Raw genomic sequence first — 20,220 nt, 5'->3', positions numbered from 1 at the left:
TTAAGTTGGTGATAAAATGGAAATTATAATTATTACGGGAATGAGTGGATCGGGCAAATCCTATGCCCTAGATGTCTTTGAAGACCTTGGCTATTATGCCATGGATAATCTAGCACCAGCCCTTTTGCCAAAGTTTTGCAACATTGCCCTTGATGCAAAGAGCAAAAACTTTGAAAAGGTGGCTGCTGTTGTAGACATGAGGAGTGGGGAGCTTTTTAATGATTTCTATTCTGCTTATGAAGAGCTAAAAGGAATGAATTTAAAAATCAGGCTCTTGTTCCTCTATGCCGATATGGAAACTATTATTGCAAGGTACAAGGAACTGAGAAGGCCTCACCCAATGAACAGGTCCATTGTTGATGGTTATAATTTTGAGGAAGCAACTCTTTCAAAAATCAAAGACAGCGCTGATTTTGTCATTGACACTACAGGACTTTCTACGAAAAATCTGAGAAAGCAATTAATGGCCTTTGTGTCCTATGATGAAAAGGACAACTTTGCCATTGAGGTTTCAAGTTTTGGCTTTAAGTCTGGCATCTTAAGGGATGCTGACCTTGTTTTTGATGTGAGATTTTTGCCAAATCCTTTTTATATTAAAGAACTTAAGGACTTAAATGGAAAGACTGAAGAAGTGAGGTCCTATGTAATGAAGTGGGATGTGACAAAAGAATTTATTGATAAGACTATTGACCTCTTGAAGTTTTTGATACCAAATTATATGGCAGAGCAAAAGAGAGTTCTTACGATTGGGATTGGTTGCACTGGAGGCTTTCACAGGTCAGTTGCTATAGCTGAGGAGATAGGTAGAATTCTAAAGGAAGAGTACAAGTCTACCTATGTAACTCACAGAGATATGGAGAAAAATTTATGGAAAAAAAGATAGTAGTCCTAGGTGGAGGTACAGGTATCTCCACTATTTTGCGTGGACTAAAAGATTATAGCGAGGATATTTCGGCTGTTGTCTCCATGTCTGATGACGGTGGAGGAAGTGGAATATTAAGGCAGGAACTAAATATTCTTCCACCAGGAGATGTGAGAAGATGTCTCATTGCTCTTTCCAATACCGACAAGACTATGAGGGACTTGTTGAATTATAGGTTCAAATCGGGATCTTTGAAGGATCAAAATGTGGGAAATATTTTAATTGCTGCCCTGACTGATATTTTTGGGTCCTTTGATAAGGCCTTGCTTGAAATGTCCAGTGTTTTTAATGTGACAGGCAAGGTAATTCCCGTTACCCTAGATGAGACTCATCTTGTTGCAGAGTTTGCGTCTAAGGATAAGGTTGTGGGAGAGTCCTACATCCCAAAAATGTGTTATAGGTTGAACACGAAAATTGAAAAAATGTCTATGATTCCCCACTATCCAAAGGCAAATGATGAAGCTGTGAAAGCGATTTTATCATCTGACATTGTCATTATTGGTCCAGGATCTCTTTACACTTCAATTATCCCCAACTTTTTAGTTGGAGGAATCAATGAAGCCCTAAGAGATACAAAGGCCAGAGTGATTTATATTGCCAATGCCATGACTCAAAAGGGAGAGACAAAAGACTATTCTTTGAAGGACCACTTCGAGGCCATATTAAAACATTCAAACTATGAATTTATTGATGAAGTCATAGCCAATGACCTAAGGGCAACAGAAGAAATTTACCAAAATTATTACAATAAGGATGAATCGAGACCCATCTTTGCCACAGAAGAAGACAGAAAATACTTCAAAGAAAAAAATGTAAGGCTAACAGAAGGGGAATTTATAGAAATCAAAGATGGATTTATAAGGCATGATGGAGACAAGATTGGGGCCAGCATTTTTAATAGTCCTTTCTTGTAAAAAAAATTTAAAGATGATATTATTTATTTGTTATAAAGGAGGATGTAATGAGGAAATATAGAAAGACAGAACATATAGAAAATTTCCTTCGCTCAACCTATGTTGGCGACCCGCTTTTTTCTGATATCTTTTTGTATAATGACTCTCTTCCAGAGATAAGTTATGATGAAATTGATACAAGCATTAATTTTTTAGATAAAAAAGTAAAGTTTCCCCTTATGATTAACGCCATGACTGGCGGCTCAAATCTTTCAGAGGAAATAAATAGATCTCTTGCAAATGTTGCGGTGGAGTACGACCTTCCCATGGCAGTTGGCTCACAAACCATTGCCCTAGAAGATGAAGATTCAAGAAAGTCCTTTGAAATTGTAAGAGAAATTATAAAAGATGGAATTGTCATCTCAAACTTATCTGGTTTCTCTAGTACAGAAGATGCAAAACTAGCAGTTGACCTCTTAAAGGCAGATGCAATCCAAATCCACTTAAACCCAGCCCAAGAACTTGTCCAAGTTGAGGGCGAAAGAAACTTTTGTGGAATCTTAAATAATATAGAAAAGATTGTAAAAAAATCTGAAGTCCCTGTAATAGTAAAGGAAGTTGGCTTTGGAATGTCGCAAAAGACAGTGAAAAAGCTTCATGATGTTGGAGTTAAATATGTAGACATATCTGGCTATGGTGGATCCAACTTTTTTGAAATCGAAAATCTAAGAGAACCCAATGCAGATATATCAGATTTATTTTCTTGGGGAATACCAACTGCCCTAAGTTTAATTGAAGCAAAGAAGCTTAATTATGATGACATGTATTTAATAGCATCAGGTGGAATAAAAACTTCCTTGGATATAGTGAAGAGTATCTGCCTTGGAGCAGACATGACAGCAATTAGTGGAGAAATTCTTTCCTATATAGTTCGTGGTGGATACGAATACACCTTAAAATATATTGACGGTCTAATGGAAAAAACTAAGATGCTAATGATGTTAAATGGAGCAAAAAATATTTCTGAACTTCAAAAAGTTGATTACAAGGTGACAGGAAAGCTTAGAGAATTATTGGAGGACTAAATGAAATTTATAAAAAAAGAAGAATTTAAAGATTCAAAATGGTCTGCAGGTGTAACAACAGAAGTTTTTATCTACCCAGAAGATGCAAGCGTTGGTGAAAAAAACTTTGACTTTAGGATTTCAACAGCAACTTGCAATGACAAAGAATCAGTCTACACACCTTACACAGGCTTTTATAGGTACATCACACCAATTGACAATGTGATGAATATTGAAAGTGATGGGAATAAATTTACATTAGATCCCTTTGAAGTATTATTTTTTGATGGAGATGACTCAACAAAATCATCAGGAGACGTCAGAGACTTTAACCTAATCTATAAAAAGGGACAAGATGCCAAGATGTTCTCTTTAAATATTAATAATCTTGAATTTAAGGCAGACAAAAGAGCAGTAATCTTTAACTACGATTCAGACCTAAAAGTTCAAGGTAAGGACTTTGAAAAATTCTCAGCAATCTATCTAGTAGAAGAAAAAGTGAAAATAGAAGGCCAGGGAAAAATAATAATTTGCGAATTTTAAATAAAAAAAGAAACTGTGATAAAAATCACAGTTTTTTTAATGGAAAATTTATTTAATTTCTAACTAAAAGATGGTCGCCTACTAGGGCTGTCTTAAAGGTCTTATAAAAGTCCTCATCGAGATAAATTTCGTAGGCTTCATCACCCAGTTTTTCATAAATATTTTTTATGTTCTCGTACTTGAGTCCAAGGCCAAGGGCAAGCAGGAGGTCATCTTCACTTGTTCTTCTTCCAGCTTTTAATTCTTCTTCTACTTTTTCTAGTTCTCTAAATTTTTTGTTGCCAAGGTCTGTCATCTTGGAGAAAGTGGTTATTAGTGATGCGTAAAAGAAAAGGGAGGCCACAATACTTGCGATTCCAAAAAATCTTTCGTTATAAACTGTCACTATTCCCACAAAAAATAAAATTGAAAAAACTACAAATGAGAGAAAAATCTTTAGGGTATTTTTTTCTCTTGTGAAGAGTTTTTTTGCCACCATCTCATCTTCTAAAAAGTAGATAAAGTCGTTGAACTTCTTGTTGTAATTATCTGCTTCAGTTCTTCTTAGTTTGTCCATTTGCCTTGTTGAAACCGAAGACCCATCTCCAAGGGAAAAGAGTATCTCAAAAAGTTTTCTTTCTCCTTTATCCAGTCCAGAGACATTTAAGTTTTTTAAAATAAATTCTACCTTATCTTGGCCATTTTTTGTCTTGTAGTAATTTTTTTCCATTTTAATATTTCCAGAGGCATGAGCCCTTAGGATCATAGCTATGATGGAGTTATAGATAAAGTTTGGGCCCTTATATAGGTAGGCCTTCTCATAATAATTTAAGTCAAGCTTCTCTTCATAGGTCTTGGCTCCCTTCTTGTTTAAGAGATAATACATAATAAGAGATAGGCCAAAGACCAAAATATTTATTAGCAAAAAGTATGTCGTTGAAAAATTCATTTTTAATTCCATTTAATCACCTATCTTCTATTATATACAAAAAAATATTTTTGGGTATAATAAGAATTGGAGGGATAGAATGTACGATATTATAATAATTGGTGGAGGTCCAGCAGGTTTAACTGCAGGTCTTTATGCAGCAAGAAGTAAAAAGAAAACTTTAATAATAGAAAAGGGAATTGAAGGCGGTCAAATCGCTGAAACTACTCAAGTGGAAAACTATCCAGGCATCGATTCAATAGATGGTGTGGAACTTGGTAAAAAAATGGCAGACCAAGCCAAGAAATTTGGTGCAGAAATTGTAATGGACCAAGTTGAAGACATGGAACTTGATGGAGAAGTCAAAAAGATCGAGTGCTATGTAGATTCTTACGAAGCTAAGTCTGTGATTATTGCAACAGGAGCATCTCCAAGAGAAATTGGTGCACCTGGAGAAAAGGAATACAAGGGCCGTGGTGTAAGCTATTGTTCAACTTGTGACGCAGCTTTTTATGAAGATGAAGTTGTTTATGTAGTTGGTGGCGGTGACTCTGCTGTTCAAGAAGCACTTTTCATCACAAACTTTGCAAAGAAAGTTTACATTATCCACAGAAGAGACGAGCTTAGGGCTTCAAAGGTTCTTCAAGAACAAGCCTTTAACAACGACAAGATTGACTTTATCTGGAATACAACAGTTAAGGAAATCAAGGGCGACAAGATTGTAAATGAAATGATTTTACATGACACAAAGACAGGAGAAGATAGGTCAATTAAGTCTGATGATCCTTTTGGAATTTTTGTCTTTATTGGTTATATCCCAAGCACAGAAATGTTTGAAGGTAAGGTTGAACTTACTGATGACAGGTATATCAAGACTGACGAAGAAATGAGGACTAATGTGCCAGGAGTTTTTGCAGCTGGAGACATTAGAAAGAAGACAGTTCGTCAAGTTGTAAACGCAGCAGGCGATGGTGCAGTTGCAGCTATGAACGCTCAAAAATATGTTGATGAAATGGAAGGAAATCTTTACGAAGGTTTCAAAGAAAACTAATAAATTAAAAATTAGAGAAACAAAAAAGCATTGGTTGAGAAAATTCAATCAATGCTTTTATTTTTATAAAATTTATTTTTCACCAAGCCAGTCAGCCTTAAGGGTGTAAGCAACCATTAAGATGACCCCAATAACCCAGGAGATGGGATAGAGTTTATAAACATTTTCTATTGTGTTATAGTGTGGAATTACAAATTTTGCTGCTAGGATCCTAAAGATACAAAGTGACAAGATGAGAATTATCATAGGTGGAATTGTTTTTCCAGTTCCTCTCACTGTGCCGGCAAGTGAATGCATAATGGCAAGTAAGAAGTAGAAGGGACAGAAGAACCTGCTGGCGAGAACACCGGCCTCGATAACCCTTACATCGTTTGTAAAAAGGCCGATTAATTTTGGTGCAAAATTATAAAGGAGAGTCCCACTTATGATTGTATAAAAAACTGTCATGGCAAGAGTGGTCCACATACCCTTTTTAATTCTTTCAATTTGACCTGCACCGTAGTTTTGCCCAACAAAGGTTGTGATTGCCATGCTAAGACTTAAGACAGGTAAGATGTTAAAACCATCAATCTTTACAAAGGCACCAAAACCTGCCATTGGCAAGGCGCCAAAGACGTTGACAGAGGATTGCATTATGACATTTGAAAGAGAAATAACTGTGTTTTGAATTGCAGTTGGAACCCCAACCTTTAAAATATTTAAGACCATGTCCTTATGTATTCTTATTCTAGAAAGATGAACCTTGTAAATATCTGGAACCCTAATTAAGAACAAGAGGGCAAGAAGGGCTGAAAGGGCCTGGCTAATATTAGTAGCAATAGCAGCTCCCTTAACTCCCATTCCAAATCTTTTAATAAGTAAAAAGTCTAAGATTACATTGGTAAAAGAAGCAATCCCAAGATAGAGAAGAGACCTCTTAGAATTTCCCACGGCATTTAAAATTCCTGCCTCCATGTTGTAAATAATATTAAAAACAAGTCCAAAGGAAAAAAACCTAAGATAAGCAATCGACTCTCCCATAACCTCAGCTGGTGTGTCCATTTTTTCTAGGAGCCAGGGTGCAAAGATGTAGCCCATTATGGAAATTAAAAGTCCAAAGGCAACTGCAAGAGCAAGAGAAGTGTGGACGGCAAGTCTCATATTCTTTTGATTTGATCCACCCATGGATTGCGAAACTAGAACTCCGCAACCAACAGCAATCCCCTGGCTAAAAGAAATTAAGAGATTAATAAGATGGGTACTTGACCCAACAGCTGCCAAGGCGTTACTCCCAACATAATTTCCAACAATCATGGAGTCGATTGTGTTGTAGGTTTGTTGGAGAAGATTTCCAAAAATTAGGGGAAGGGAAAATAAAAGAATAGTCTTCCAAATAGATCCCGAAGTCATTAAATTTTTTTCAACATTTGATATAGATTTAGCTTTCAATTTTAAATCATCCTAAATTTTGATACAAATACTTAATTAACGATAAATAATATTGTACTTTAAATAGAAGAAAATTACAAAAATAGGGATTGATAAACTATTTTTTACTTCAAAAAAAATTTTATATAAATAAAAGTTTGAATGAGAAAAAGCAAATAAAGATCAAAGCAAATAATTGAAATAAGAAATTAATGTGTTAAACTTTTATTATAGACAATAATATTTTTTATTGACAGGAGTAAAATATGATAAATAAATTTTTGTGGGCGAAGAAAGAAGAGAAGAATGGACTTTTTAAATGGCTTCCTTTAAGACAACACTTAGAGGACACAAAAAATATTATGAATGGCCTTTGGGAGCATTTTTTAAGTAGAGGTCAGAAAAGATTTATCGTAGACTCCATGATTTTTGAAAATAATGGAAAGAGTGGAGAGGAAGTAGCAAAGAACCTCTCTATTTTTTTAGCCTTAACTCATGATATAGGTAAGTGTACCCCAGCCTTCCAAACGATGAGGGGTTATAATAATTCTAAAGATCTTGATGATTATTTAATGGAAAGATTGGAGTCAAGTGGATACAAGAATCTGAAAAATTTTGACAGAGTCCTTGCTAACAAGAGCCACCATACTATTGTTGGACAATCCATACTTTCTTTTTTTGGAGTAGGAGAAGATGTAGCATCAATTGTTGGAGGTCATCACGGTAAGCCTATTGACAGTGTAAGACTTATTGAGACTCAAAAGACTTCCTATGGTGTAAATTATTTTCAAGTTGAAGACGAAGAGAGTGAAGTACATAAAAAGTGGAAAAAAGAACAGAAAAAGATTTTTGATTGGGCCTTAGATGAAGCCGGGTTTTCTGGAGTTGAAGATATCCCAAAAATTTCCCAGGCTGGAGCATTTATCCTATCTGGTCTATTAATTATGGCGGATTGGATTGCAAGCAATGAAGAATATTTTCCACTAATAGATATTGAGTCTTTTGAAGTAGATGACATGATAGGTAGATTCCAGAAAGCTTGGTATAAGTGGTACAAAAACGATTGCATAGAAATAAATAATCTGGAAAGTATAGAAGAAATTTTTAAAAATAGGTTTGGGTTCGATGCACCTAATGATATACAAAGAGGCCTTGTAGAAGCTATTGATCAATCTAAAGATCCGGGACTTATAATATTAGAAGCCCCAATGGGAATTGGTAAGACTGAGGCTGCTTTGGTAGGAGCAGAAGAGTTAATGTATAAGACGAGTAGAAGTGGTTTATTCTTTGGTCTACCAACGCAAGCAACTTCTAATGGTATGTTTTCTAGAGTTGAAGACTGGCTGGAAAATTTATCAAGAGAATTAGCCAGCAATACTAGTTTAAGATTGGTACATAGTAAAGCTGCTTTAAATGAAGATTTCACTAGCTTAGCAAAAAATATTGACCAAGATAGTATTGAGGGAAGTGTAATTACAAATGAATGGTTCTCAGGTAGAAAGCAAACTGCCCTAGATGATTTTATTGTTGGGACAGTTGACCAATTTTTACTTACTTCCTTAAAACAAAAGCACCTGGCTTTGAGGCATCTTGGATTTACAAAAAAAGTTGTAATTATAGATGAGGCGCATGCCTATGATAGCTATATGATGCAATATTTAGACCAAGCACTACGTTGGATGGGTGCCTATAAGATACCTGTGATTATTTTATCAGCAACTCTTCCTATTAATAGTAGAATTAAGTTAATCGAAAACTATATGAGAGGAAGAGGACTTAAGTGGAAGGAAGTGAAAAAACCAGAAGAAGTTCAATCTACTGATTATCCACTAATTACTTTTACAGATGGTGATGAGATAAAATTTAAAAATTACTTCAATATATCTGTTGATAAAGAGATAAAAGTGATTAGAGAAGAAAAGGAAAATTTAATTAATATAATTTCTGAACTCTATAAAAATGAAGGAGTAATAGGGGTTATTATGAACACAGTGAAGGACTCTCAAGACCTAGCAAAAGAATGTGAGCTACACTTCGGAGAAGACGCAGTAGAACTTCTGCACTCAAATTTTATCGCAACAGATAGGGTTAAAAAAGAAAATTTACTTCTCAGTTTGGTATCAAAAAATGCAGAAAGACCCAAAAGAAAAATTATAATTGGAACACAAGTTATTGAGCAAAGTTTGGACCTAGATTTTGATGTAATGATCAGTGAACTTTGTCCCATAGATCTTTTAATTCAAAGAGTTGGCAGGCTTCAAAGGCATGAAATAAAAAGAAGTGATGTTTATAAAAGTCCTACTCTTTATGTAATAGGAACTAATGATAAATTTAATTATGAAGAGAAGTCTAAAGCAATCTATGATGAGTACATACTTATGAGAAGTCAGTATTTTTTACCGGATTCTATAATGATCCCAAGTGATATACCTAACTTAGTCAACAAAGTTTATGAAGATGGAGAAGTTAAGTTAGACGATGAGCTACTAATTCTTATGGAAGAAAGTTGTAAAAAGAGAGAGGTAAAAATAAATAATAAGGAGCAAAGAGCTAAGACTTACAGACTAGATAAGCCAGACAGGAATTTTAAGAGGACTTTAGTTGGTTTGCTTGAGACTCCAGTTCCAATAGATAGTGAAGAAGTTGGTTATGCAAGAGTAAGAGATATTGAGGACACTATAGAAGTTATAGCCTTAAAGAAGCTTTCGGAAGGTTATGGGACTTTTTCAGAATGCCTCGATTTATCAAAAGATATAGACAATCCAAGTACAGCAAAAATTATTGCGAGAGAATCTTTAAGACTTCCTTTAGCGTTAAGCAGGTATCCAAAAGTTTTTGAAGAGACTATAAAGGAACTTGAAGAATATAATAGGAAAAATTTATCAGACTGGCAAAGGCAGACCTGGTTAAGGGGGTCATTGGGAGTTATTTTTGATGAAGATAATAGCTTTGTTTTAAATGGTTATAAGCTAACATATGATGAAAAATTTGGCTTATTTTATGAAAGGGTGAGAGATTTTGGGAAAATACAATTTACTAAATGAGTCGTGGATTCCTGTTATTGAAAATGAAAGTTTGAAAAACAAAAAAGTTTCCCTCATTGATATTTTTGAAAATGCAGAAAAATTTAAGGGCTTGGCTGGAGATACGAAGACCCAAGACTTTGCAATGACTAGACTTCTTCTGGCAGTCCTTCAAACAGTCTTTTCAAGGTTTGATTATCATGGGAAGCCTCATCCTGGTATTGTCCTAGATGAAAAGTTTATGCAGGTTGACGATGTAGATGAAGATTACTTAGATGATGAATATACCAACAGCCTAGAGGAGACATGGAAGAAACTCTGGTCGACTAAAAAGTTCCCTGAAATTGTCAGTGACTACTTGAGAATGTGGGAGGACCACTTCTATTTTCTTGATGACAAATATCCCTTCTATCAAGTTAGGAAGGAAGAAATAGATGGATCAAAAATTAATAAGGTAAATCCAAGTTCTGTTAGTGGGAAAAATATTAATCGTATGATTTCAGAAAGTGGGAATAAAGTTGCTCTCTTCTCACCTAAGTATGACAAGGGAAAAAACAAAGAAATATTAAAAGAAGATGAGGCTTTGAGATGGCTTTTGACTTTTCAAGCTTATTCGGGTTTATCAGATAAGGTAATCTTTGGAAAAGAAAAATATAAAATACCAAATTCAAAGGGCTGGCTTTTTGATATAGGAGGGATTTATTTTGAAGCTAATAACTTATTTGATACTTTAATGTTGAACTTAATTTTGCCAAATCCTATACAAGAATATATTGGGATAGTTGAAAAACCTTGTTGGGAATTTGATAGCTCTGAAATCATATCAAATTATTTATCTTATAGAGATCCAGACAATCTTGCAGAACTCTATACGAACTGGTCTAGGGCAATATATATTGATAGTGAAAAAGATTTTAATGATGCTTTTAATTTTGAAATTGTAAAAATACCTGAGATAAATCACTTGGATGCTTTTTTAGAACCCATGACTCTTTGGAGATTAGATACAAATGGACCGGAAAAAGATAAATTTAAGCCAAAAAAACACAATTCGGGTGAAGCACTTTGGAGATCCTTTGGAACAGTAGCAAATATAAGTGAAGATAATAATGAAGTGAAAGCTCCAGGACTTATTGAGTATGTCAATAAAAGAAAAGAAGAAATTGGTGAATATAATCTAATTATTAAATCAATAAGCATGAAAGATGATGGAAATGCCACTTCATGGGTTCCAGTGGATGAAGTTTTTGACTCCTTAGCAATCAAGGAAGAAGTTTTGACAGACATCGATAAAGAAGGATGGGTTCCTCTTATAGACTCTGAAGTTAATTTGGCTAAGAAAGTTGTGGGTGGAATTTATGGATATTTTATTTCTGATTTAATGACTGTTAGAAATGACAAGAGCAAGGATTTTAAAAAGCAAAAAGTTGAAGAACTTTATTATAAATTAAACGAACCCTTTAAAGATTGGCTTGCCAGCATAAATAAAGAAGATGAAAAAAATAAAAAGATAAGAGAGTGGAAGGTAACTTTAAAATCTCTTGTCATAAATGAAGCGAGAGAAATGGTATCGCAAGCCAACACAAGGGACTATAGGGGAATAGAAAAAGATGGAAAAATTATAAATATCGCCACAATTTATAATAAGTTTATAAATATTTTAAACAAAACAATAGGATAGGAGGAGAAAATGACAAGAACTAGTAATAAAACTTTTAGAGTGGAGTCAGTTACAAGAAATATTATCAAAGAAATTAACTCTGACACTAGCTCTGCAAATGCTAGGGCAACAATGGCTAATATTAGAAATTCAGTTAATAGACCACTTACAGAGTCAACTGATTTATTAACCCTTCTATTCAGATACATGCCAGAGGACTTTTTAAGTACTGATGGGAAAATATCTGATGAAGAGAGAGCAGTTATAACAACTATTCAATTATACGCAATACACCAACAGTCTAAAACAGAAAGTGTACTCCTAGAAGAGAATAGTGAAAAGTGGAAAAATTTGGGCTATTCGCTTAGGTCTTTAAGGAAAGATGGAGATTCTGTAGCTGTGGATAGAAGATTTAATAGTATGGTAACATCAACAACCTTTCAAGAACTTTCTCACCATCTAAGACAAATGATAAAGCTATTAAAGTCAAAAACTGATGCAAAGGTGGACTATCCAAGGCTATCTAGAGATTTATATAGGTACTTGAGAGGTTATGGAGAAGAAGTAAAATTTTCATGGGCAAGCAGGTATTATTTTGTTAATAGTGAAAAAGAAGGAGAAAAGAAAAATGAAAAATAACAATATCTATCTAGACGTAAATGCGATTCAAACATTGCCACCATCAAACATTAATAGAGATGATACAGGAAGTCCAAAAACTGCACAATATGGTGGAGTTAGAAGAGCAAGAGTGAGTTCCCAAAGTTGGAAAAGGGCAATTAGGTCATACTTCTTGGAAGATTCAAAAAATAGTAATGTAGGTATAAGAAGTTATAAAATCCCAGAATATATAGGATCAAAGATTGAAAAAATAGATGGAAACATCTCAGAAGAAGATGCTATAAAAATGGCTAATGACCTTCTAAAACTTGGTGGACTAAAAACGAAAGATAATAAAACGACAGCTCTTTTCTTTATGGGAAATACTCAGGCAGAAAAATTAGCAAGGGCAGCAGTAGATGGAGTAAAGGATAAAAATCTTATTAAAGAAATGTTAAAAGATGACCCAGCTGTTGATATTGCACTTTTTGGAAGAATGGTCGCAGACGATCCATCACTAAATGAAGACGCTTCATGTCAAGTTGCACATGCAATTTCTACTCACTCAGTTGAAACTGAATTTGATTTTTTCACTGCTGTAGATGACTTACAAGAAGAGGACAATGCAGGTGCAGGAATGCTTGGAACAATAGAATATAATTCATCAACCCTTTACAGGTATGCAAATGTGGCAGTTCATGAATTCTATAAACAATTATCAGATAAAGAAGAAACAATTAATGCCATAAAACTTTTTGTAGAAGCTTTTGCAAAGTCACTTCCAACAGGCAAGGTAAACACTTTTGCAAACACTACAATTCCATCATTTATTATGGTTAGCTTGAGAAAAGACAGACCAGTTAACCTAGTAAGTGCCTTTGAAAATCCAGTAAAAGCATATAAAAATCAAGGTTTTGTCAAAGAATCTGTTGAAAAGCTTTTAAAAGAATATAAGAAGGCTGAAAAATTTGTTGAAGAACCTATAGCTACTTTCTGTATATCATTAGATGATTTTGAATTGATAGAAGGCGTAAAGAAGGAAGATAATTTTAAGGAACTATTAAAAGAATTAGGAGATAAACTTGGTGAAATAATACCTGACGAATTGGGTGAGTAAATTGAAAAGTATTTTATTAAAATTTCAAGGTCCCTTACAGTCCTGGGGGACAAGCTCGAATTTTGAGACAAGACATACAGATGACTACCCTTCAAAAAGTGGAGTCCTTGGGATGCTAGCAGCTGCCCTTGGTTATAGACGACATGAAGACGAAAAAATAAATAGATTAAGAGAAATAAACTTTGCAACTAGGGTTGATCAAGCAGGGATTCTTTTAAGAGACTATCAGATTGCCAAGAAATATAAAAAGAATGGAAGACTCGAAAGGAATTATGTTACAAATAGATATTACCTATCTGATGCTATATTTTTAGTTGTCTTAAGTCACGAAGATAATGACTTCATCGATAAAGTTTATGAGGCTTTAAAGAGACCATATTTCCAAAATTTTCTTGGAAGAAGATCTTGCCCTGTAAATTATGATTTTATTATAGGTTGTTTTGAAGATGATCCACTTGAACTTTTAAAAAAGACCAAATGGCAGGCCAACAAATTTTATAGACAAAATAAGAATAATAATTTAAAAATTTATGGAGATTCTAAAATTTTAAAAACTGGAAAAGAAAAACTTAAAAAGGATGATGTGGTTTCATTCTCTCAAAAAGAAAGGAAGTTCCAGTATAGGGGCGAGTCAACTATATATGTTGAAGTTGATAGGGATGTTGGAGAAACTGATCATGATGCTTTTGGAGCAGTTGGGGGTTAATATGTATATATCACAAGTTGAAATTGACCTTAATAACAGAAGAAAAACTAGAGACCTAACCCACCTGGGAGCCTACCATAATTGGGTAGAAATGAGTTTTCCAGATGAAATAGAAAAAGAAAATAGAAGTAGAAAACTTTGGAGGATTGATAAAATCAATGGCAAAAGTTTTTTATTGGTCGTATCGGAGAGCAAACCCGATTTAGAAATATTGGAAAAGTATGGAGTAGCTAACTCAGCAAGAACAAAAGATTATGAAACTTTTTTAGAAAGTTTGAAGGAAGGACAGATTTTAAGATTTAGGGCAACACTTAATCCAATAGTCTCAAAAAAAGAAGAAGAAAGAGAAAGAGGAAAAATTTACCCTTGCTATAACACAGAGGATCAAATGAAATTTTTACTTGATAGGTCAGAAAAAAATGGATTTGAACTTGAGGAAAATGGATTTCAAATTGTAGAAAAATCCCATCCAATACTCAGAAGGAAGGGTACAAGACATATAAAATTAAATAAGGTAGTTTATGAAGGTAAACTAAAAATTATTGATAAAGAAAAGTTTTTAAAAATTCTTACCCATGGAATGGGTAGAGAAAAAGCTTACGGATTTGGAATGATTACAGTTATACCGGTGAAGTGATATGACAGACTTAATTGGACCAAAAAAGCCAGAACTCACTGAGCTTCCACGTATTGAAGATAGGGTTAGTTTTATTTATGTAGAGCACGCAAAAATTAATAGGCAAGATGGTGCCCTTACTGTTATGGACTCCAAAGGTATTGTGAGGATACCTGCTGCCATAATTGGAATACTTTTATTAGGACCTGGTACAGACATAAGCCATAGGGCAGTAGAACTATTAGGAGACACAGGAACATCAATTATTTGGGTTGGTGAAAGAGGAGTTAGGTTCTATGCCAATGGTAGGCCCCTTGCCCATTCAACTAAATATCTAGAGAAACAAGCAGTCCTATTTTCTAATAGAAATACAAGACTATTAGTTGCAAGAAAGATGTATCAAATAAGATTTCCTGGTGAAGATGTAATGAAACTAACAATGCAACAATTAAGAGGAAGAGAAGGAGCTAGAATAAGAAATCTTTATAGACAAGAAGCCAAGAGATATGAAATTGATTGGACAAAAAGAGACTATGATCCAAACAATTACGAAGATGGGAGCCCTGTTAATAAAGCACTCTCTGCCGCCAATGTAGCTCTCTACGGCATTTGTCACAGTGTAATTGTTGCCTTGGGAATGTCACCTGGATTAGGATTTGTTCATACAGGACACGACAAATCCTTTGTATATGATATAGCCGACCTCTATAAAGCTGAATACACAATACCCCTTGCATTTAAATTAGCAAGTGAAGTCACAGAAGATGAGGATATAGGAAGACTGGCCAGACTTAGACTTAGAGATAAATGTGTAGATGGAAAATTAATGAAAAAAATCGTGAAAGACCTGCAGTACTTAATGGAAATAAATCCAGAAGATGATATAAAAATAGAGACAATAAATCTCTGGGATGAGAAAGGTAAATTGGTAAAATATGGAGTTAATTATACAGAAGGTGATTTGTAATGCCTTTTACAGTAATAACTCTTTCCAAAGTTCCAAGTTCCCTTAGAGGAGATTTAACAAAATGGCTCCAAGAAGTTGCAAGTGGAGTCTATGTTGGTAACTTAAATACAAAAGTAAGAGAAAAGCTCTGGGATCGAGTAAAAGATAACTTAAAAGACGGAGAAGCAACAATATCTTACTATTATAGAAATGAAATTGGTTATAAATTTGAGACTATTAATGGAGACAGGGAAGTTTTAGATTCTGAAGGCTTGCCTTTAGTATTAATAAAAAAAGAAATTAAAGAAAAAGATAAAAGTCTAAAAGAAGGATTTTCAAAAGCAGATCAATTTAAAAAAAATAAAAAATATAGAGCATAGTAAAGTGAAAAAATCCATTGATAAAAAAGAGATAAAAAAATATGCAGTCTTGGATTTAGAAACCGATGGACTAAATCCTTTCAATGATAATATAATAGAGATTGGAGTAGTAAAAGTTGGAGAAAAACAAGAAAACTTTCAAAGATTTATAAGAATTGAAGGAAAATTACCAGAAGAAATAAAAAGTTTAACAAGAATTGACGATGAAATGCTAGAGGAAAAAGGAATTCCACTAAAAAGAGCATTAGAAGAGTTTATTGATTTTATTGGTGACACAATAATACTAGGGTATAATGTTGCTTTCGATATAAAATTTTTAAACTCCTCATTAGAAAAAGAAGGCTTGGCAAAAATAAATAATAAAGTTTATGATATCATGCAGTTTGTAAAAAAAGATAACTTATTTTTGAATAACTACAAGCTAGAAACTGTTTTAAAATCCTATGGCATTGATGAAAAAGTTCCTCACAGAGCTCTTGAAGATGCAATTCTGGAAGAAAAATTAATTCATAAAGTGAATAAATTATGGGATATTTTATAATGGAAATGAGATAGTTACGGGATCTTTTAAGTGTAGTCCCCGCATATGCAGGGGTGATCCTCAATTCAAATACAGTTGATGCTTTACAGGATAGGTAGTCCCCGCATATGCAGGGGTGATCCCAAATGAATAACGATGGTTGCGGGATAGTGTCTGTAGTCCCCGCATATGCAGGGGTGATCCTCTGATTGATATAACTTCCCATTAAAAGAATAGGTAGTCCCCGCATATGCAGGGGTGATCCTGGGATTAGAAAGTTCTGGGCACACTTGTATAGGTAGTCCCCGCATATGCAGGGGTGATCCTGACAGTGGCAGAACTTGAAAGAAGAGTTGGTGGTAGTCCCCGCATATGCAGGGGTGATCCTGATGGATACGGACATCAAGATATCTTGTTTATGTAGTCCCCGCATATGCAGGGGTGATCCTAATTCTTCCTTTGATTCTTTTTTAGAATATTCGTAGTCCCCGCATATGCAGGGGTGATCCTGAATTTTCTGAAAAGACTGGAGAAGCCTGGGAGTAGTCCCCGCATATGCAGGGGTGATCCTCTTCGAAGGTAAGGGAGATAAAGAAAAAACTAGTAGTCCCCGCATATGCAGGGGTGATCCTGAGTGGCATATCATCTCCAAGTGTGAACGAAAGTAGTCCCCGCATATGCAGGGGTGATCCCGTGTACATTTGATAAGCCAAACTCAACCTTGTGTAGTCCCCGCATATGCAGGGGTGATCCTAGGTTATATTTAGAAGAAAATAATGAATTGTTGTAGTCCCCGCATATGCAGGGGTGATCCCCTGTCAACCTCATCTGCAAGTACAATCCTAATGTAGTCCCCGCATATGCAGGGGTGATCCTGGATGGTACTTTTAAATACAGGAAGATTTTTGGTAGTCCCCGCATATGCAGGGGTGATCCCTGGTGTAAATACTAGGGTTAATGATTTGACAGGTAGTCCCCGCATATGCAGGGGTGATCCTATACCATTAAATAGAGTAGTTAGGCACTATGAGTAGTCCCCGCATATGCAGGGGTGATCCTGGGACTGCTAAAGTAAGATTTGATGGAGAAGAGTAGTCCCCGCATATGCAGGGGTGATCCTGATATCTTATTGTGGGTGCTTCGACATCGTAGGTAGTCCCCGCATATGCAGGGGTGATCCTTTAAAAGACCGAATAGTGATGGGACCAGCATCGTAGTCCCCGCACAGGCGGGGGTGATCCTCCCAAGCTAAGGAAGAGGATAAAAGAAACACAGTAGTCCCCGCACAGGCGGGGGTGATCCCAAAATATAAACTATTTCCCTGCGCCTGATCCTGTAGTCCCCGCACATGCAGGGGTGATCCTATAACTTTGATACTTGACAGCGACCCCAAGTTGTAGTCCCCGCACATGCAGGGGTGATCCTGAAATTGAAGATGAATTGGTGGAGAAAGAATAGTAGTCCCCGCACATGCGGGGGTGATTCTGTTAGAGTAGCCAGTACAAACAGCCAATCCATGTAGTCCCCGCACATGCGGGGGTGATTCACCCCATACTCTAATAGGCGGTAGAAATGATAGTAGTCCCCGCATATGTAGGGTTAATTTTACAAAAATGGAAGTTGTTAAAGTTATCTCCAAAGAAAAAAAAAGAAAGGTGAGAAAAGATTATGAAAAAAATAATTGATATGTTCATAAAGGAAATAGAAGGCGGTCTGGAAAGATTTGATAATGAAGATGCAGTCCGTAGCATTGGCGGGCTTGAAAGCTTCTTTTTAGATAACTTCGATGAAATTAATAAGAAAAACGACGAGGTGGCTCAACTAGGTTTTGATCTGCAAACAGAAATAGTGGAACTAGAATCAGGTGGAGATAATCAAGAAAGATTAGTCAGGATAGAGAGGATACTAGACAAGATAAAAGAAGCTAATAAGGTACACTAACATTTAAGTTGGGGTGTTTTTGTTTTAAAGCTTATATAGTAAATTTTGTTTTCAGGGAGGAGTGCAATAAGCTTATGAGTATAATTGATGATTTTTTTAAAGAAATAGAGAAGGTCTTATTTGCTGAAGCTTCCAACAATGATTGGGATTTATTTAATGATTTAGAAGACTATTTTATAGATAACAACGAGATGATTTTTAAAGAAAGTGAAAGGGTATCTGACTTAGGATATGAGATGCAAGATGTAATCGCAGAGATGAGTTATATGGATAATTTTACAGAATGTAGGATAAAGATAAATAAACTTTATAATGAAATGAAAAAAGAACTCCAGGCTTAGGTCTGGGGTTCTCTTACATTATTTTGTGATTTAATTTTCTTCTTTTAGTTCATCTTTTTCAAAGTCCCAATCGCCACTTGGATCTGCATATCTAATAAAGATAGATGCGATTGCAAAGATTGCAAGTATTCCTTGGTACCACAAGAAGGGAATTATCTCCATAGGTGAAACTGCGCCGGCACCAAGCTCTTTTGTAAGTCCTGCTGCTATTAGGATTTGTGCCCCGTAAGGGATGACTCCTTGCATAACGCAGGAGAAGGTATCCAAGAGAGCAGCTGATCTTCTTGGATCAATTTTAAAATCATTTGATATTTCCTTTGCAACTGGTCCGTCGATTATTATTGCCACTGTGTTATTAGCTGTTGCAGCATCAGTTAGGGCTGTGAGAAGGGCGATGGAAACTTCTGCAGATTTTTGTCCTCTTGCAAAGCTCCTTATCTTTTGGACTAGCCAGTCGATTCCTCCATTTTTGGAAACCATATAGGAAAGCCCACCAGTTAGCATGGATAATAAAAATATTTCAAACATGCCAGAGAAACTTGTGAAGATATTTTGGGCAAAGGTCATTAGGTCAAGGGCACCTGTTGCTATCCCAATTACTCCTGATAAAATTATCCCACTTGTTAAAACTAAAAATACATTCATGCCTGCTATTGCAGAGATGAGTACAAATAAGTAGGGGATAATTAAGACTGGATTATAGGGACGGTCTTCTAATGTAGGAAGGGCTTCTGGTTTTCCAACTACCAATAAAATTATAAAGGTAATAATAGCTGCAGGAAGGGCCATCCTTATGTTTGCCTTAAACTTGTCCTTCATATCTACATTTTGAGTTCTTGTTGCAGCAATTGTTGTGTCAGAAATAACTGATAAGTTGTCTCCAAACATTGCTCCTCCAACAAGAGAACCCAAGACTAGGGCTAGTGGAAGGTTTCCCTTTTGAGCAAGTCCAACTGCTATTGGGCCAACTGTAGAGATTGTTCCCACAGAAGTTCCTGTTGATATAGAAATGAAACAGCCTATTAAGAAGATTCCACCTGTTATAAATTGAAGGGGAATAATTGATAGGGCAAAGTTAACAACTGAGTCGACTCCTCCTGATTCCTTAGAGACTGTTGCAAAAGCGCCAGCCAATATGTAGATGAGGCACATTATAATAATATTTTCGTCGCCGCAACCTCTTACGAAGTCGTTAAACTTGTCGTCAACACTTCCCTCAAACATAATGAAGGCAAGTATAATTGCTGGCAAGATACATACTGGGGCTGGCACTTGGTAAAATGCCATTTCGACACCTAGGTGGTTTAGGACAATTCCCGTAGCCATGTAAACTAGTACAAAGACAAGAAAGGGAAGCAGAGCTGCCAAACTTGGCTTAGGTTTATTATTTTGATTTTCCATTTTTCCTCCTAATATTTTATGTAAAATACATAATAATTATAAATAAAGCAAGGATATTATATTATTAAAAAAATTTTTTGTGAAGTCTTTTGTCCTATTTTTAAGCATTTTTAAGATTTCTGGCCTCTCATTAACTTTTTTAAATTGACTTTATCATATATAATGAAAAATACTGTACAATT

At 35.3% G+C, this 20,220-nt stretch carries 19 protein-coding genes and 1 CRISPR repeat array; of the genes, 16 read left to right on the top strand and 3 right to left on the bottom strand.

Translation table 11 applies throughout. From position 1 onward, the window contains the following. The first annotated feature begins 16 nt into the window (after window positions 1–16). The 4 genes from rapZ to I6I93_RS02875 are packed head-to-tail and all read left to right on the top strand — an operon-like array spanning window position 17 to window position 3,422. A complete protein-coding gene (gene rapZ / locus I6I93_RS02890) occupies window positions 17–883 on the top strand; it encodes an RNase adapter RapZ (RefSeq protein ID WP_112889271.1) in 867 nt (288 codons plus the stop codon). Further along, the gene (locus I6I93_RS02885; protein WP_112889364.1) at window positions 868–1,836 is read left to right on the top strand and encodes a gluconeogenesis factor YvcK family protein; all 969 of its coding nucleotides are present in this window, start codon (window positions 868–870) and stop codon (window positions 1,834–1,836) included. Before rapZ ends, I6I93_RS02885 begins: the two co-directional genes overlap by 16 nt. Window positions 1,837–1,883: 47 nt before the next feature. Then, window positions 1,884–2,900 (top strand): type 2 isopentenyl-diphosphate Delta-isomerase, encoded by a 1,017-nt coding sequence (fni, locus tag I6I93_RS02880; protein WP_112889363.1) that lies wholly within the window; start codon window positions 1,884–1,886, stop codon window positions 2,898–2,900. Continuing rightward, window positions 2,901–3,422, top strand: coding sequence for a HutD family protein (locus I6I93_RS02875; RefSeq protein ID WP_112889362.1), 522 nt, complete (start codon window positions 2,901–2,903; stop codon window positions 3,420–3,422). Window positions 3,423–3,474: 52 nt separating this feature from the next. On the opposite strand, the gene I6I93_RS02870 is transcribed toward I6I93_RS02875, so the two are convergent. Further along, a complete protein-coding gene (locus tag I6I93_RS02870) occupies window positions 3,475–4,362 on the bottom strand; it encodes a DUF2207 family protein (protein ID WP_112889361.1) in 888 nt (295 codons plus the stop codon). A 67-nt stretch (window positions 4,363–4,429) separates the two neighbouring features. Here I6I93_RS02870 and trxB point away from each other — a divergent pair, with 67 nt between their 5' ends. Then, window positions 4,430–5,380 (top strand): thioredoxin-disulfide reductase, encoded by a 951-nt coding sequence (trxB, locus tag I6I93_RS02865; protein WP_112889360.1) that lies wholly within the window; start codon window positions 4,430–4,432, stop codon window positions 5,378–5,380. A 72-nt stretch (window positions 5,381–5,452) separates the two neighbouring features. On the opposite strand, the gene I6I93_RS02860 is transcribed toward trxB, so the two are convergent. After that, on the bottom strand, window positions 5,453–6,808 hold the full coding sequence (locus I6I93_RS02860) for an MATE family efflux transporter (RefSeq protein ID WP_112889359.1): 1,356 nt from the start codon (window positions 6,806–6,808) through the stop codon (window positions 5,453–5,455). A gap of 245 nt (window positions 6,809–7,053) precedes the next feature. On the opposite strand from I6I93_RS02860, the gene cas3 reads away from it, so the two are divergent. The 11 genes from cas3 (at window position 7,054) to I6I93_RS02810 (ending at window position 18,637) form a co-directional block, all read left to right on the top strand. After that, a complete protein-coding gene (cas3, locus tag I6I93_RS02855) occupies window positions 7,054–9,831 on the top strand; it encodes a CRISPR-associated helicase Cas3' (protein ID WP_112889358.1) in 2,778 nt (925 codons plus the stop codon). Further along, window positions 9,806–11,491, top strand: a complete 1,686-nt coding sequence (locus I6I93_RS02850) for a type I-E CRISPR-associated protein Cse1/CasA (protein WP_112889357.1) — start codon at window positions 9,806–9,808, stop codon at window positions 11,489–11,491. The genes cas3 and I6I93_RS02850 overlap by 26 nt, the downstream gene beginning before the upstream one ends. A gap of 9 nt (window positions 11,492–11,500) precedes the next feature. Next, window positions 11,501–12,109, top strand: coding sequence for a type I-E CRISPR-associated protein Cse2/CasB (gene casB / locus I6I93_RS02845; protein WP_112889356.1), 609 nt, complete (start codon window positions 11,501–11,503; stop codon window positions 12,107–12,109). After that, on the top strand, window positions 12,099–13,187 hold the full coding sequence (gene cas7e / locus I6I93_RS02840; protein WP_112889355.1) for a type I-E CRISPR-associated protein Cas7/Cse4/CasC: 1,089 nt from the start codon (window positions 12,099–12,101) through the stop codon (window positions 13,185–13,187). The genes casB and cas7e overlap by 11 nt, the downstream gene beginning before the upstream one ends. Beyond that, complete coding sequence (gene cas5e, locus I6I93_RS02835) at window positions 13,180–13,893, top strand: type I-E CRISPR-associated protein Cas5/CasD (RefSeq protein WP_236587210.1); 714 nt, start codon at window positions 13,180–13,182, stop codon at window positions 13,891–13,893. Before cas7e ends, cas5e begins: the two co-directional genes overlap by 8 nt. 1 nt (window position 13,894) lies before the next feature. Further along, window positions 13,895–14,530, top strand: a complete 636-nt coding sequence (gene cas6e, locus I6I93_RS02830; RefSeq protein WP_112889353.1) for a type I-E CRISPR-associated protein Cas6/Cse3/CasE — start codon at window positions 13,895–13,897, stop codon at window positions 14,528–14,530. A gap of 1 nt (window position 14,531) precedes the next feature. After that, window positions 14,532–15,476 (top strand): type I-E CRISPR-associated endonuclease Cas1e, encoded by a 945-nt coding sequence (gene cas1e, locus I6I93_RS02825; protein ID WP_112889352.1) that lies wholly within the window; start codon window positions 14,532–14,534, stop codon window positions 15,474–15,476. Continuing rightward, the gene (gene cas2e / locus I6I93_RS09165) at window positions 15,476–15,835 is read left to right on the top strand and encodes a type I-E CRISPR-associated endoribonuclease Cas2e (protein WP_236587209.1); all 360 of its coding nucleotides are present in this window, start codon (window positions 15,476–15,478) and stop codon (window positions 15,833–15,835) included. The genes cas1e and cas2e overlap by 1 nt, the downstream gene beginning before the upstream one ends. Before the next feature lie 4 nt (window positions 15,836–15,839). Continuing rightward, entirely contained in the window at window positions 15,840–16,376 is a 537-nt protein-coding gene (locus tag I6I93_RS09160) for a 3'-5' exonuclease (protein WP_236587208.1), read from the top strand. Window positions 16,377–16,408: 32 nt separating this feature from the next. Further along, window positions 16,409–17,962: direct repeats of the CRISPR family, unit length 29 nt; unit sequence GTAGTCCCCGCATATGCAGGGGTGATCCT. Window positions 17,963–18,023: 61 nt separating this feature from the next. After that, window positions 18,024–18,296 carry a hypothetical protein gene (locus I6I93_RS02815; RefSeq protein ID WP_112889351.1) on the top strand — a complete coding sequence of 91 codons (273 nt, stop codon included), beginning with the start codon at window positions 18,024–18,026 and terminating at the stop codon, window positions 18,294–18,296. A gap of 74 nt (window positions 18,297–18,370) precedes the next feature. After that, window positions 18,371–18,637 carry a hypothetical protein gene (locus I6I93_RS02810; protein ID WP_112889350.1) on the top strand — a complete coding sequence of 89 codons (267 nt, stop codon included), beginning with the start codon at window positions 18,371–18,373 and terminating at the stop codon, window positions 18,635–18,637. A 30-nt stretch (window positions 18,638–18,667) separates the two neighbouring features. Here I6I93_RS02810 and I6I93_RS02805 read toward each other — a convergent pair whose 3' ends face one another. Beyond that, window positions 18,668–20,038 carry a Na+/H+ antiporter NhaC family protein gene (locus tag I6I93_RS02805; RefSeq protein ID WP_112889349.1) on the bottom strand — a complete coding sequence of 457 codons (1,371 nt, stop codon included), beginning with the start codon at window positions 20,036–20,038 and terminating at the stop codon, window positions 18,668–18,670. Between the last annotated feature and the right edge of the window lie 182 nt (window positions 20,039–20,220).

Source organism: Peptoniphilus harei (genome assembly GCF_016726485.1).
Classification (GTDB): domain Bacteria; phylum Bacillota; class Clostridia; order Tissierellales; family Peptoniphilaceae; genus Peptoniphilus_A; species Peptoniphilus_A harei.
Note: the sequence above shows the minus strand (reverse complement) of the source record. Positions and strands in the feature narration are given on the sequence as shown.